We start from the raw sequence: 13,439 nt of genomic DNA, 5'->3' as shown, positions 1-13,439 counted from the left end.
CTACTCTAACTGATTTACAATTTTTTTAACGAAACTTCCCCAATAAGTATAATACGAATGATAATAAAATGCTTAATATAATCGAAGTGGCCAAAGGAAAATAAAAGGTCGTATTTCCCTTTTTAATAATAATGTCTCCTGGAAGCTTCCCAATATGAATAAATTGCAGCAAAAAACCAATTGCAAAAATAATGGCCCCAACCGTCATGAGTAATTTTGGAATTCCAGTCAATCTTTAGGCACCTCCATATGAAAATGACGATATACTAAATCAGTGACAATTCTGCCTCTTGGGGTTCTTTGTAAAAATCCGATTTGCAATAAATACGGCTCATATACATCTTCAATCGTCAGTGCTTCTTCACCGATGGTGGCAGCAACGGTTTCTAGACCCACGGGACCACCGCGGAATTTTTCAATAATCCCTTTTAATAATTTATGGTCAATATGATCGAGCCCTAAACGGTCCACTTGCAGAAGCTCAAGTGCCTCAATGGCTAAATCGCTATGAATAGCCCCATCTCCACGAACCTGGGCATAATCCCGGACCCTCCTTAAAAGGCGATTAGCAATTCTTGGAGTGCCTCGAGAACGCCTGGCGATTTCACTTGCTGCTTGTGAATCTATTTCGATTTCAAATAAATCAGAGGTCCGCATGACAATCAACTTTAATTGTTCCTCTTGATAATATTCTAGCCGAGCTAAAACGCCAAATCGATCTCTTAATGGAGCAGAAATGGATCCCGCTCTTGTCGTTGCACCGACTAATGTAAAAGGAGGAAGATCCAGACGGACGGAACGGGCACTTGCCCCTTTTCCGATGACAATATCCAAACAGAAATCCTCCATTGCAGGGTATAGAACCTCTTCAATTGATCTTGACAAGCGATGAATTTCATCGATAAATAATACATCCCCCGGCTCAAGTGCAGTTAATATTGCGGCTAAATCTCCTGGGCGTTCAATCGCTGGTCCAGAGGTTGTGCGAATATTCACTCCCATCTCATTGGCAATAATAGCAGCCAATGTTGTTTTTCCAAGCCCTGGAGGTCCATAAAGTAATACATGATCAAGGGTTTCCTCTCGCTGCTTTGCTGCTTGAATAAAGATATCAAGATTTTCCTTCACTTTATCTTGCCCAATATATTGTTTTAAGGTTTGTGGACGCAAGCTTTGTTCGAACGAGAAATCTTGCACATCAGCTTCCCCTGATACAATTCGTTCTTCCATTTGTTCCCCATCCTTTTTCATGAAAAAATCATCCAAGTTTTATTTTAATAGCTTTTGTAAAGCTAATTTTAAGTATTGATCCGTCGTCCGTTTTTCTTTTCCTAAGTCTTTCGTCATTTTATTAATTTCTTTTTCCGAATAACCTAGTGCTTTTAATGCCAATAAAGCTTCCTCTAGTTCTTGATTATGAAGCTGTTTCACCTCATCAAGATTACTTGAGAAAAGACTGGGAAAATAATCTGGAACGACATTTTGCAACTTTCCTTTTAAATCAAGAATCATTTGTCTTGCTGTCTTCTTCCCGACACCCGGGAATTTTACAAGGAAAGCCTCATCCTCCGCTTCAATCGCTTGTACCACCTGTTCTGGAACACCAGAGGCAAGGATAGCAAGTGCCCCCTTCGGCCCAATGCCTGAGACATTTAATAGCTTTGTGAATAAGCTTTTCTCTTCACGTGAATGAAATCCATATAAAGCGATAACATCCTCACGAACATAATGATACGTATACACCGTCACATTTTTCCCCATCAAATTGGAATAGGAAAACGGATTAGGTGTTGCAATTTGATACCCTATCCCTTGATTTTCGATCACAATATATTCCGGTCCAACAAATTCTATAATTCCTTTTATAAACTCAAACAAAACATCCGCTCCTCAACATTTGCTGTACCTCATTTTATCATATCAAGTGATCAGTTACGAAGGAAATATCCTAACGGAAAAAAAGTCTGTCACTTTATAGTGACAGACTTCTAGGCAAAAGATTCCTAATGTTTTTCCTCTTTTGAGTACATTTTAAAGCTTTCCAAAACCTCTTCATAATCATTTTTTGTTTTGATTGGAATCCCTTTTTTTAATTGTTCATGCTTTTTGCTCTCAAGCTTCCCAATATCAATCTGAAAAAATGAATGGATGATTTGATAATTTCTTGGTTTGCCGTTAAAAATGGTCAGGATTCCCTCATCCGTTATTCCAAAATATCCATTTGATTTTAATAAAGGTGAGATATCATCAATATTTTGACGAAAAACTAATTGATCCTTCCCCATATAAACTAACTCCCATTGGTCATATTTCGCCCAAAAATTCTCCATTGACCAGATTGTTTCATGAACCACTTCCTGGCTCTTATCTCCATCAACATAGGATCTTTCTAATATGACCTTTAAATGAATTGGTTTCTCCTGACTTTCAGTTTTGGAATGCTCACGATCCATGCCGTGAGCGGATATCTGATTTGTCTGAATGATAAAAGCTGAAATGAAAACAAAAGCCATCAGCAATCGGGGAAGAATGCTTCTCATGTTGACCACCTCTATTATCGATAAGAAAATCAAAAAAATTTTTAATTTCCATTATCTATCCTTACCAATTTAGAAGTGAATTATCCTCAAAAAAAAAGAGGACAGCCAAGTTGAGGCTGTCCATAGCTAAAAATTGTCGATAAAACAACGATTAGAAAGAACGGAACAAGTTTTTTAAATCATCTTGTATATGGTCTGTTGGCCCACCATCGCGCAAATCATTATCAATGCTCCTGACACGGCTATACGTTGCTTGATCCGTAACAACGGTTATTTTTTTCCCATTTATGACTGAGTTAACTTTACTTTTAATCGCTTGAGCAGTCGAATTTTTCCTTGTTTCGTCCTTTAAATCAGCCGCTACTAAAACATTCTTTCCGTAAATAACCGCCTGGGCACTATCTACATTCGGAACCGCTTCGGCGTTATCCCTGATTCTCTCGACAAGCTCCCCATCATAATTGGAATAGTAAGATGTTCTGCCTACATTTTGGTTACTATTTAGATGGCCGTGATAATTGATATCCGCACGACTAAAACGATTATCTCTTTCAAAAAAATTTCGATCCTTATCAGCTAATGGTTTTGTTGGATTTCCGGGATTCCCATTTCCATCGCGGGCATTTAAAATCCTTTGCCGTTTTTCATTTACAGCTTCTCCTTCTCCACCAAGAGTATGATCCATTATTTCTATTAACGCTCCGTCATTATCCTGGTCAACAATGGCATTACCCCCATGATGGACATTCTCATTAGAGTAATAACCAACAGGCTCCATGGAATCAGAATATCTACCTTGAATTTTTGCTTCATTATTTGCATTACATCCTGCAAGACCCAAACTTATTAAGGTTGAAAAAGAGACAACCACTAAACCTTTTCTATTCAAGCGAAAAACCTCCTTCGCTATAATAAAGAGCAATTTACGCACTGCTCTTTATTAGATTGTGACGGAAGAAGATTTTCATGCTGTCAGATAAGACCATTAATTGTCATCCAAGGTTGATTGGATATCCTTAAAAAACTGCTTTCGCAAATGAAATTGTTCCATCGTTAGCTCCATAATCGGGCGAATCTTTCGAGGATGGTTGTAGCTTTTTTCCTTGATTACTCGGTTCCATTCTCGCATAATATCTGTCGGAAATGCTAAAGCATACAAGAAACCCTTTACATTTTGGTACTCTTTCATTTCTTCATATCTCCATAATTCCTGTAAATTCCATTCTAAAAAAGGAAAAATGCGGTTTGCATATTGCAAATAATCAATCCAATTTTTCCCTATTGCAATTAAATCAAAGTCGATTAAGGTTAATTGATGCTGTTCAGTACATATAAAATTGTGATGCGCTACATCACCATGCAGAATAACCGTCTCCCCCTGATAAAAAAATGACTTCTCTCTCTCTAAGCCATTAAGAGACCAATGAGCCCATGCTAAAATTTGGCGAACGAATTCTTTCTTAATAAAAAAACGAATAATAGGGAGGTTTTGGACAAATGTACGATAACGTTCCTGCCATTTATTTTTTAAATCAAAATCAGGAATTAAGGTTTTATAGCGGCGTACTAATTTTCTAGTTGTTTGGTGATAATCCTTTAGCACCTTCAAACCTCGATGACGATTTTCCTCTTGATGATAAGAAAAGCTCTCTTTGGCTGGTTCAATATATTCTAAACAGCCATAGTATTTTTGCTCAAACAACAAAGGAGGATCCATTTCTATGCTTAAAAAATGATAAGTGTTATGAAAGCCTTCCTTTTTTAAAGATTCTGTAAATGATTCCTGTAATTTCAAGCGATGATAGGTTGGAAAACCTTTTAATATAAAAGGAAGATGATCAGTTTTGATTAAAAAAACATGATTACGAATTCGCAAAATGTCTTCGATAACGAATGGGATTTGTTCTCTTAAATTGAGGAGGAGACGATTTTGGTAATCGTCTCCCATATTCTTAGTCTCCAATTTCCTCATCTTCAGGATTTCTTGGCATCCCTTGACCATATGGACCATATGGACCATAGCTGAATGGAGTCATAAACGGTGGAGCCATTTGCTGTCCATACATTGGGGTATAGACTGGAGCTCCTTGACCAAACATCCATGGATTCATCACTGGTCCCGGTCCAAATGCACCCATCTCATACGGCATTGGAGCCATTTTTGGTCCCCCACAGCCACAATCATTCATAGCACCTGGAACTGGTGGTGCTACGGGCATTTGCTGAGGAGCTACCTGCATAGCTAGTGATTCATCAAAATCATTTCTCTGTTGAAACGATTCCATTGGGAATCCCATTGGAGCTTGGGCCATTGGCATTCCCATTGCTGGGTAGCCATATGGAACTTGGCCGGCAGGAAAACTTGGTTGGCTCATGGGCTGCATCGGCATCATTGGTGACATCATCGGTTGCATTGGCTGATGTGGAGCGGCTTGCAGCGTGCCAAACGGCATTTGACCTGGGACTCCTCCTGGATAACCTGGTTGCATGTATGGATATCCTTCTGGACTTTCAGGTGCGAATCCTCCCATGCCCATTCCTTGTGTCTCTGGATTAAATGCAGGCATTTGTGGCATAAAGGAGGAGGATTCATCATCAAAGTCACCGGCTACACCTGGTTGCATCATCATCTGGCTAGGATCTTGCATCATTCCTTGTAGAATTGGTTGTTCATAAGCTCCCGCCACTTGTGGCATTGGTTGATGAACAGAATATGGAGCTGGTGCTTGCATAAAAGGCATCATTGGCGGAACAGGAAATCCTCCTGGATAACATAAACCTGTTCCCGGCATAATTGGTGTTACAGGATAGCAGTAAACGCAAGGATACATTGGCTGATATGGAACTTCCTGCATCGGCATTTCCACTGGAGATTCAATGGATTCTGAGCTTTCTTCCACAATGATAATGGGTTGAATTTCTGGTTTTGGAGCTGGCTGTGGTTTTTGTTCTACAGATACATTTTGCATATTCATTGTGTAATAATTATTAATATCGATTTCAGGAATAATAGGCTGAGGCATTTTAGGAACATACGGTGCTTTTGGTTTTTCCTTTGGTGCAGGCATGATTGGCGCTTCTTTTATTGGTGCGGGCGTAATCGGTGGTTCAACAATCGGTAATGGTTTTTCTTTTGTAAATGGATGCTGCATGATGGGAGCTTCTTTTTTGGAACCCATTTGCATTTCTTTTTTTATGGAGCCACCTGCAGTCGGTACTTTTATTTTCATACCAGGCATAATCATATCTGGATTACTTAGCTGGGAATTCATCTGTTTCAGCTCTTCGAAGTTAACCCCATATTTCTTGGCAATGTTCCAAAGAGTATCCCCTTTCTGTACGATATGGATCTTCACTTTAGTTTCCCTCCTATGCATAAGTCCATATAGTGTATGATGAAGTGGGCAAATTGCTAATAATCTTCACAAAAACTTATGCATGAATCAAAAAAAATATGTTAACAGGATCCAATAATTCGAATGAGCCAGGAGATTTAAAAAGAAAAACTACCTGTAAACATCAAATTTTTTTAGGTAGTTTTTCCTCAACTCTTCATTAAGATTGAGCAAGCATTCGATTTAGTGCGAGATTTGCATGGAAGGAAATGGTTTCTTCCACCTTAATCACATTTGTGCGCTCACCACTCTCAATCGATTCTAGGCACCAAACAAGATGTGGTAAATCAATTCGATTCATTGTAAGACATACACACATATATGGATTCAACGAAATAATATGTTTATCTGGATGCTGTTTAATGAGACGATTGACCAAATTTGTTTCGGTTCCAATCGCCCACGAAGTATCTGGATGGGAAAGTTCAATTTGATTAATAATATAGTTAGTGGAACCTGCCAAATCCGATAAATTGACCACTTCACGGCTACACTCAGGATGAACAATGATTCTCATGTCTGGATATTTTTTTCTGACTGATTCGATGTTAGCTGTTGTGAAATTTTCGTGAACTGAACAATGACCTTTCCATAAAATCACTTTAATTTTCTCAACTGGTCCATCATACTCTAATTGATTTTCCTGAGGATTCCAGATTGCCATCTCATCTACTGGGACTCCTAATTGATAAGCGGTATTCCGCCCTAAATGCTGATCGGGCAAGAATAGGATTCGTTCCTTTTGTTTGAATGCCCATTTCACCATTTTTGAAGCGTTTGAGCTTGTTACAGTCGCACCCCCATGTTCCCCTACAAAGGCCTTAATTGCAGCGGTTGAGTTCACATAGGTAAGCGGTAAAATCGTATCGTCAAACAGTTCATAAAGCTTTTCCCAAGCTCTTTCCGTTTGATGAATATCGGCCATATCTGCCATCGAACAACCTGCTCTCATATCCGGCAAAAATACAGTTTGATTATCTGTTGTTAGAATATCCGCTGTTTCTGCCATAAAATGAACCCCGCAAAACACAATAAACTCTGCATCGCGATTATCAGCAGATAATTGGGCAAGCTTTAAAGAATCACCTGTTGCATCAGCAAATTGAATCACTTCATCCTTTTGATAATGATGACCTGGAATATATAATCTTTTCCCGAGTTTTTCTTTGATTTCCTTGACACGACCTTCCAATTCTTCAACGGACATCGTTTTATATTTTTCCGGTAGATGATTCGTTTTTTCTGTGGTTTGGAAAATATTCATGCTTTTCGCATCCTCCTAATGGTAATATGGATGTTTTTAATATTTTAATTATTTTGCATGGTATGATAGAGCTTTGGTATGATTTATGAAATTGTGAATTAATTTTGTTTTCTACGAGTAGCTTTGAATTTAGTTTGCACATTTTGGCTTTCGCGAATTAGCTTGGAATTTAGCGAATAAATTTTGATTTTCGCGAGCAAATTAGGTTTTTCGCGAATAAATTTTAGTTTTCGCGAGCAAATTAGGTTTTTCGCGAATAAATTTTGGCTTTCGCGAGCAAATTAGGTTTTTCGCGAATAAATTTTGGCTTTCGCGAGCAAATTAGGTTTTTCGCGAATAAATTTTGGCTTTCGCGAGCAAATTAGGTTTTTCGCGAATAAAACCTTGATTTTCGCGAATAAATTTTAAATATCGCGAATAAACTATCCATTTTCGCGAATAAACAAAATCTTTCGTTGCTTTATTGAATCAAAGCCGCAAACCTGTATGGCAAATCTTCCAAACTAGCAAATATTTAACCTACAACATGAACCTTTACGCTAATATCAAGAGCTTTCACTGTATGAGTTAAGAAACCTAAAGAAATCACATCGACACCGCAATCGCTGTAGTCAGCAAGATTGTCTAATGTAATGCCTCCAGATGCCTCCGTCATGATTCCTTTTGGAACCAATGAAATCCATTCACTTATTTCTTCAGGCTTTCTGTTATCGAACATAATGACGTCAACGCCGGCTTCAATTGCTTCAAACACTTCTTCCCTTGTTTCCGTTTCCACCTCTATTTTCACCATGTGGCCAAGACTAACTCGAACTTTTTCTACCGCTTTTGTAATCGAACCAGCAAATGAAATATGATTATCCTTAATCATCACAGCATCATATAAACCGAAGCGGTGGTTCAATCCTCCTCCGCAGCGCACAGCATATTTTTCTACCATTCTTAATCCGGGTGTTGTTTTTCTCGTATCGACGATTTTTGTATGAGAGCTGCCCAGAATCCTTACAGCTTCTCTTGTTTTGGTGGCAATCCCACTCATTCGTTGCACAAGATTTAAGACGACACGTTCTGCTTTTAGTAATTCTGAAATTGTTCCTTTTACTATTGCTAAACTTTGTCCTTTTTCTAGCGGATCGCCGTCAGAAATTAATAATCGAACTTCAGCATTCTCGTCAAGTAGTTTAAAACCGGTGCGAATCACTTCTTCTCCGCAAAATATCCCACTCTCCTTTGCCAGAAAGACAACTTCTCCTTGTTCTTTCTCTGCAAAAATGAGCTCACTCGTTACGTCACGCTCGCCAATATCTTCAAGAAAGAATTGCTCCAGTTGTAATTTCAGCTTTAGTTTGTTCATTTTCTCCTACCTCAACTTTCCGTCTTGTCTGAATGATTTGCTTCTGTTTCCATTCCTTATCCTTTTCAAATGGATAATCGGTGCGATAATGGCCGCCTCTTGACTCTGTTCGCTGTAAAGCAGAATCTGTGATAAGCCATGAAGTAATGAGCATAAAAGCTCTTGAAATATCCCTTTTTGAGAGTTGTGCAAAATCCATCTCAAGCCATTTCTCAATTGCAAAGCCTTCCAACCAGTCCTTTTGCCGTTTTAATTGTTCATGATTTCGAACAATACCGGTAAAATCCATCATCCTTTTTTGTAATTCAGAAATGGTTGGTAGTTTGAGAGAATGATTGTCTATCTTCTGCTTTAGATTTCCCTCATGGGAAACTTGACTAACATCGGTTTGCGCATGAATAACCTCCGCTAAACGATGGCCAAAGAATAACCCTTCTAATAAGGAATTGCTTGCGAGGCGATTTGCCCCTTGTATACCCGTGCAAGCAACCTCTCCGATTGCATATAGGCCAGGGATGCTTGTTCTGGCATAGGCGTCCGTTTTGACTCCCCCCATTAAAAAATGGCAGCCCGGAACTACTGGTAAAAGTTGTTCCCTTAAATCCACTCCATTCGTTTTGCATATCTCTGAAACAGTTGGAAAATATTCTTCAAAATTTGAAATGAAAGCTATATCTAAAAATACTTCTTCTCCCTGTCTGATTTGATCATAAATAGCCTGTGAGACAACATGCCTTGGGGCTAAGTCACGCATTGGATGAACATCATCCATAATCGTTTCTCGCTTCTTTGTGACTAATCTCGCTCCAGCGCCACGGACGGCTTCAGAAACTAATCCTCTCGTTTTTCCATCGACAAACAAAAGTGTTGGATGGAATTGGATAAATTCCATATCCGCTACTTCTGCACCAGCAATATAAGCTAATGCGATTCCATCGCCTGTGACGGTTTCGGCATTTGAGGTAAAACTATAGACCTGCCCGCATCCTCCCGTTGCCAGCACCACATGATCAGCATAAAAGGTCTCAATGGTACCATCTTGAAATTTCCCTCTCGCTCCAATACAGCGATTATTTTCTATTATTAATTCATATACAGTAATGTTTTCCACCACAGAGATATTGTCATTTATTCGCTGTAAAAAATACTCCATGATCGTTTTCCCTGTTGCATCACCACCGCCATGAACAATTCTTCTTTCTTGATGAGCTCCTTCTAAGCCTAAAAGAAGCTCGCCACTGGCATCCGTGTCAAATAAGCAGCCATTGGCAAAAAGTTCATTTATTAGATGCGGAGCCTCTTTCGTCATTTCTAACACAAGCTCCCCATTGTTATGGTAACGTCCAGCCTCCATCGTATCTAAATAATGCTTATATGGATTATCATTCTTTCCCAAAGCAACCGCGACTCCCCCTTGAGCCAAAAAGGAATTTCCATCACTTATGCTTGACTTTGTGAGAATCATCACATTTACATCATTTCGTAATTTTTTTGATAATTGCATCGCGGCTATCCCGCTACCAATAATCAATACATTGGAGTTTCCCATTATTTTTACCCCCCCAGTTTACAACTGTCTTGACACTTATAATTACATAGATTTAAACTTATGACAAGTGTTTTGAGATTAAAGTGTAGAAATCGGAGGATGTTATGATATATTTCGATTATGCAGCAACTTGTCCTTTGGATAGAGAGGCAGCAGAAGCTTATGTGAAAGCTGCAACAGAATATTATGGAAACTCAAGAAGCCTCCATGATATTGGGAATCAGGCGCACAATCTTTTAGAAAATTGCCGAAAACAGCTTTCTTTGCTATTAGGTGTTGATTCAGATGGACTTTATTTTACTTCTGGAGGCTCTGAAAGTAATTTTTTAGCCATTCAATCCCTCATACGGTCGCCCTTAAAAAAAGGAAAGCACATCATTTCTGGCATGGCAGAGCATTCTTCTGTTGAAAGTACATTAGAGAAATTAAAAGAGAACGGCTATGAAATTACTTATCTTCCATTTAACGAAAATGGAATCATTGATGTAGAGGAATTGAAGCAATCTTTAAGACCAGATACAATCTGTATCTCCATTCAGCATGGAAATCCAGAAATTGGAACCCTTCAGCCAATAGCTGAAATTCATGCCATATGTCAAAGAGAACAAATTCGTTTTCATAGCGATTGTGTGCAAACATTTGGTAAAGTAGATTTGAAAGAGATTTCCCGCTTGGTGGACAGTTTTTCTATTTCTGGACATAAAATTTATGGACCAAAAGGGATTGGCATCCTTTATCTCTCGCCTAAAATTGCCTGGAAACCTTTTTACCCGGGAGTCACTCATGAAAAAGGGATGCGGCCTGGAACCGTCAATGTTCCAGCCATTGCGGCCATGACCGTCGCTGCAGAACAGCTTGAAGCAAGACGCGATTCTTTACATCAGCATTACGACAAGCTTCGAAAACGTTTCATTCGCTTACTAAAAAATAAAAGGGAAAACTTTGTATTCTACGAATTTGCAAACAAGCTTCCTTCAACAATTGGTCTCCGTGTAAGAGGACTAGAGGGACAATGGATCATGCTTGAATTAAATCGCCTTGGATTTGCCATCTCAACAGGCAGCGCCTGCCAGATTGGTTTACTCTCACCGTCCAAAACAATGAAGGCACTTGGAGTTGCAGCAAAAGAGGCAAAGGAATTTATTCGTATCTCCTTTGGAAAAAAAACAACGATAGAGGATGTGGAGAACTTAGGAGAGTCCATCCTTTCGATTGTAAAAATGGAACAAAATACATGATACAATGATGTAAAAAGGAGGATTGTAAATGAAGGAAAAAAAGTTACTAGGTGAAGAAAGAAGAGATTTAATCCTTAATTGGTTAAAGACGAGCAATCGCCCGATTACAGGAAGTGAACTTGCGGAAAGAGCCAATGTCAGCAGACAGGTGATTGTAGGAGATATCACCTTACTTAAGGCGAGAAATGAGCCGATTATTGCCTCCAGCCAAGGATATCTCTATCTGATTCATCCATCAGCCGTCAAGATCTATGAACGAACAGTCGCCTGCTTCCATCCTCCTGAACGAACGGAAGAAGAACTCTTTTTATTAGTTGACTTAGGGGTGACAGTAAAGGATGTGAAAATCGAACATCCTGTCTATGGGGATCTGACTGCATCCATTATGGTTTCTAATCGAAAAGAAGTGAAGCAATTTATGGAGAAAATTAAGACAACGAATGCCTCCTATCTTTCGGAATTAACGGATGGATACCATCTCCATACGATAACCGCAACCTCTGAAGAAATTTTATCAGAAGCAGAAGAAGCAATGAAAAAGGCTAATTTTTTAATTGATCAGCGCTAGCTATTTTTTATAACTATACAAAAAAAGGACATTTCTCTCTGAAATAAGAGTTAAAATGTCCTTTTTCTTGTTCATGTGTTTATACTTCAGATGCCTCCATCGGCGTTGCCTTTTCTTTGTCCAATTGAAAATACGGATAGCTTCCCAGAATTTTAACAGAACATCCAAGTGCCTCAAGCTCTGAGATCGCACCTGGAATGAGAACCTCATCCAAGGCCATTTCAATATCAATAATAAAGAAATAATTTCCTAATCCCGTTTTCATCGGGCGTGATTCAATTTTAGATAAGTTCAGCTTACGCCAAGCGAATGCAGAAAGCACTTGGTGCAGTGTTCCAGCCTGGTCTGAGGGCAGTGTAACCATCACTGTAGTCTTATCACCATTTTTATAACGTTGTTGCTTACTGAAGTCTAAGTTTTGTTTAGATAAGATAATAAATTTTGTGTGGTTAAAATCATAATCATGAATATCCGGTTTGGCTATAACTAGGCCATATTCCTTGGCTGCTAGTTCATTGGCAATAACGGCAACTTTTCCATTGGGATGTTCTGAGAGGTATTTCGCTGCTGCTGCTGTCGAAGTCACACTTTCATAGGGAATCCCCTTAAAGTGACTGTGAAGGAATTTATGGCATTGTGCAATCGCATGAGAATGACTATAAATAATCTCAATCTCCTGCCAATTCCCTGAAAACTTAGGAGAAATGAGCAAATGTTGACGGATTGGCGCCGTTATTTCCCCTACAATGGGTAATTCAACCTCATGAACTAAATAATCAAGAGTAATATTTACAGACCCCTCTAAAGCATTCTCTAAAGGGACAACTGCCGTATCCACTTCATCCCCCATTACGGCATCTAAACTATCTGGTATCGTCATATAAGGAATAGCTGTCGCATCTGGAAATATCTTTTGAACAGCTAAATCTGTAAATGTCGCTTTTGGACCTAAAAAGGCAACTTTCATTTTTCCCATCTCCTCCTACAAACAAGAAACCTCGATTTTCTTTAATCCTTTAATGGATTCATGTATGATTTTAAAAAAAAGGGGCTCGGGAGTCCCTTAGGCTCCTGACCCCAACACCTCAACTTTTTCAACAAATTCAAGCTTTCTTAAACGAGAAAGCAATTCATCAATGTCCATTTCCATTTCAGAAATATTTAAAGATAAGGTAACATTCGCTCTGCCAAGTAATGGAATGGTTTGATGAATCGTCAGGACGTTACAGCCAGATGTGGCGACAACGCTAAGTAAATGGGATAATGTTCCTGACTGGTCCTCCAAATGAAAAAATAAGGTTATCAGCTTTTCTTTCACCATTGTGTGAAAAGGAAAAATGGTATCACGATATTTGTAGAAGGCACTGCGACTCAAATCAACCTTTTGCACAGCTTCCCCAACGGAAGATGCCTTCCCTCTTTCAAGCATTTCTTTCGCTTCTATCGTCTTTTTCATTGCTTCTGGAAGCACATCTTCACGAACTAAGTAAAATTTTCGATCTAATTTACTATTTTTCATTTCCCCACCCCA

At 39.0% G+C, this 13,439-nt stretch carries 14 protein-coding genes; 2 read left to right on the top strand and 12 right to left on the bottom strand.

The window, feature by feature from the left end; genetic code table 11:
- Nucleotides 1–25: 25 nt before the first annotated feature.
- The 10 genes from ACE38V_RS14595 to nadB all read right to left on the bottom strand — a co-directional run bounded on the left by ACE38V_RS14595 (nt 26) and on the right by nadB (nt 10,102).
- The gene (locus tag ACE38V_RS14595) at nt 26–232 is read right to left on the bottom strand and encodes a DUF2905 domain-containing protein (RefSeq protein ID WP_375842262.1); all 207 of its coding nucleotides are present in this window, start codon (nt 230–232) and stop codon (nt 26–28) included.
- A complete protein-coding gene (gene ruvB, locus ACE38V_RS14590; RefSeq protein WP_375842307.1) occupies nt 229–1,230 on the bottom strand; it encodes a Holliday junction branch migration DNA helicase RuvB in 1,002 nt (333 codons plus the stop codon). Before ruvB ends, ACE38V_RS14595 begins: the two co-directional genes overlap by 4 nt.
- A gap of 39 nt (nt 1,231–1,269) precedes the next feature.
- Nucleotides 1,270–1,878, bottom strand: a complete 609-nt coding sequence (gene ruvA, locus ACE38V_RS14585) for a Holliday junction branch migration protein RuvA (RefSeq protein WP_375842261.1) — start codon at nt 1,876–1,878, stop codon at nt 1,270–1,272.
- Between the two features lie 125 nt (nt 1,879–2,003).
- Nucleotides 2,004–2,540, bottom strand: coding sequence for a BofC C-terminal domain-containing protein (locus tag ACE38V_RS14580; protein WP_375842260.1), 537 nt, complete (start codon nt 2,538–2,540; stop codon nt 2,004–2,006).
- Between the two features lie 151 nt (nt 2,541–2,691).
- Nucleotides 2,692–3,429: a YhcN/YlaJ family sporulation lipoprotein gene (locus ACE38V_RS14575; RefSeq protein ID WP_375842259.1), complete on the bottom strand. Its 738-nt coding sequence runs from the start codon at nt 3,427–3,429 to the stop codon at nt 2,692–2,694.
- Between the two features lie 96 nt (nt 3,430–3,525).
- A complete protein-coding gene (locus ACE38V_RS14570; protein ID WP_375842257.1) occupies nt 3,526–4,488 on the bottom strand; it encodes a phosphotransferase in 963 nt (320 codons plus the stop codon).
- A 4-nt stretch (nt 4,489–4,492) separates the two neighbouring features.
- Entirely contained in the window at nt 4,493–5,896 is a 1,404-nt protein-coding gene (gene safA, locus ACE38V_RS14565) for a SafA/ExsA family spore coat assembly protein (RefSeq protein WP_375842256.1), read from the bottom strand.
- Nucleotides 5,897–6,095: 199 nt separating this feature from the next.
- Complete coding sequence (nadA, locus tag ACE38V_RS14560) at nt 6,096–7,199, bottom strand: quinolinate synthase NadA (RefSeq protein WP_375842255.1); 1,104 nt, start codon at nt 7,197–7,199, stop codon at nt 6,096–6,098.
- A 514-nt stretch (nt 7,200–7,713) separates the two neighbouring features.
- Nucleotides 7,714–8,553: a carboxylating nicotinate-nucleotide diphosphorylase gene (nadC, locus tag ACE38V_RS14555; RefSeq protein WP_375842254.1), complete on the bottom strand. Its 840-nt coding sequence runs from the start codon at nt 8,551–8,553 to the stop codon at nt 7,714–7,716.
- Complete coding sequence (gene nadB / locus ACE38V_RS14550; protein WP_375842253.1) at nt 8,507–10,102, bottom strand: L-aspartate oxidase; 1,596 nt, start codon at nt 10,100–10,102, stop codon at nt 8,507–8,509. Before nadB ends, nadC begins: the two co-directional genes overlap by 47 nt.
- Nucleotides 10,103–10,206: 104 nt before the next feature.
- Between nadB and ACE38V_RS14545 the strand changes: the two genes are divergently transcribed.
- Together ACE38V_RS14545 and ACE38V_RS14540 are read left to right on the top strand one after the other, a co-directional pair.
- Entirely contained in the window at nt 10,207–11,340 is a 1,134-nt protein-coding gene (locus ACE38V_RS14545) for an IscS subfamily cysteine desulfurase (protein ID WP_375842251.1), read from the top strand.
- Nucleotides 11,341–11,368: 28 nt separating this feature from the next.
- Nucleotides 11,369–11,908, top strand: a complete 540-nt coding sequence (locus ACE38V_RS14540) for a transcription repressor NadR (protein ID WP_375842250.1) — start codon at nt 11,369–11,371, stop codon at nt 11,906–11,908.
- Nucleotides 11,909–11,987: 79 nt separating this feature from the next.
- Here the strand turns inward: ACE38V_RS14540 and pheA are convergent, their stop codons facing one another.
- Both pheA and ACE38V_RS14530 read right to left on the bottom strand, forming a co-directional pair.
- Nucleotides 11,988–12,875 (bottom strand): prephenate dehydratase, encoded by an 888-nt coding sequence (gene pheA / locus ACE38V_RS14535; protein WP_375842248.1) that lies wholly within the window; start codon nt 12,873–12,875, stop codon nt 11,988–11,990.
- Nucleotides 12,876–12,971: 96 nt separating this feature from the next.
- Complete coding sequence (locus tag ACE38V_RS14530; protein WP_375842247.1) at nt 12,972–13,427, bottom strand: ACT domain-containing protein; 456 nt, start codon at nt 13,425–13,427, stop codon at nt 12,972–12,974.
- Between the last annotated feature and the right edge of the window lie 12 nt (nt 13,428–13,439).

The organism is Cytobacillus sp. Hz8, assembly GCF_042263505.1.
Taxonomy (GTDB): domain Bacteria; phylum Bacillota; class Bacilli; order Bacillales; family Cytobacillaceae; genus Bacillus_BE.
Note: the sequence above shows the minus strand (reverse complement) of the source record. Positions and strands in the feature narration are given on the sequence as shown.

Coding starts and splice junctions, on each gene's coding strand:
- ACE38V_RS14530 (WP_375842247.1), bottom strand. CDS start 13,427: ATGAAAAATAGTAAATTAGATCGAAAATTTTACTTAGTTCGTGAAGAT.
- ACE38V_RS14580 (WP_375842260.1), bottom strand. CDS start 2,540: ATGAGAAGCATTCTTCCCCGATTGCTGATGGCTTTTGTTTTCATTTCA.
- pheA (WP_375842248.1), bottom strand. CDS start 12,875: ATGAAAGTTGCCTTTTTAGGTCCAAAAGCGACATTTACAGATTTAGCT.
- ACE38V_RS14570 (WP_375842257.1), bottom strand. CDS start 4,488: ATGGGAGACGATTACCAAAATCGTCTCCTCCTCAATTTAAGAGAACAA.
- ruvB (WP_375842307.1), bottom strand. CDS start 1,230: ATGGAAGAACGAATTGTATCAGGGGAAGCTGATGTGCAAGATTTCTCG.
- ACE38V_RS14545 (WP_375842251.1), top strand. CDS start 10,207: ATGATATATTTCGATTATGCAGCAACTTGTCCTTTGGATAGAGAGGCA.
- nadA (WP_375842255.1), bottom strand. CDS start 7,199: ATGAATATTTTCCAAACCACAGAAAAAACGAATCATCTACCGGAAAAA.
- nadC (WP_375842254.1), bottom strand. CDS start 8,553: ATGAACAAACTAAAGCTGAAATTACAACTGGAGCAATTCTTTCTTGAA.
- nadB (WP_375842253.1), bottom strand. CDS start 10,102: ATGGGAAACTCCAATGTATTGATTATTGGTAGCGGGATAGCCGCGATG.
- ACE38V_RS14540 (WP_375842250.1), top strand. CDS start 11,369: ATGAAGGAAAAAAAGTTACTAGGTGAAGAAAGAAGAGATTTAATCCTT.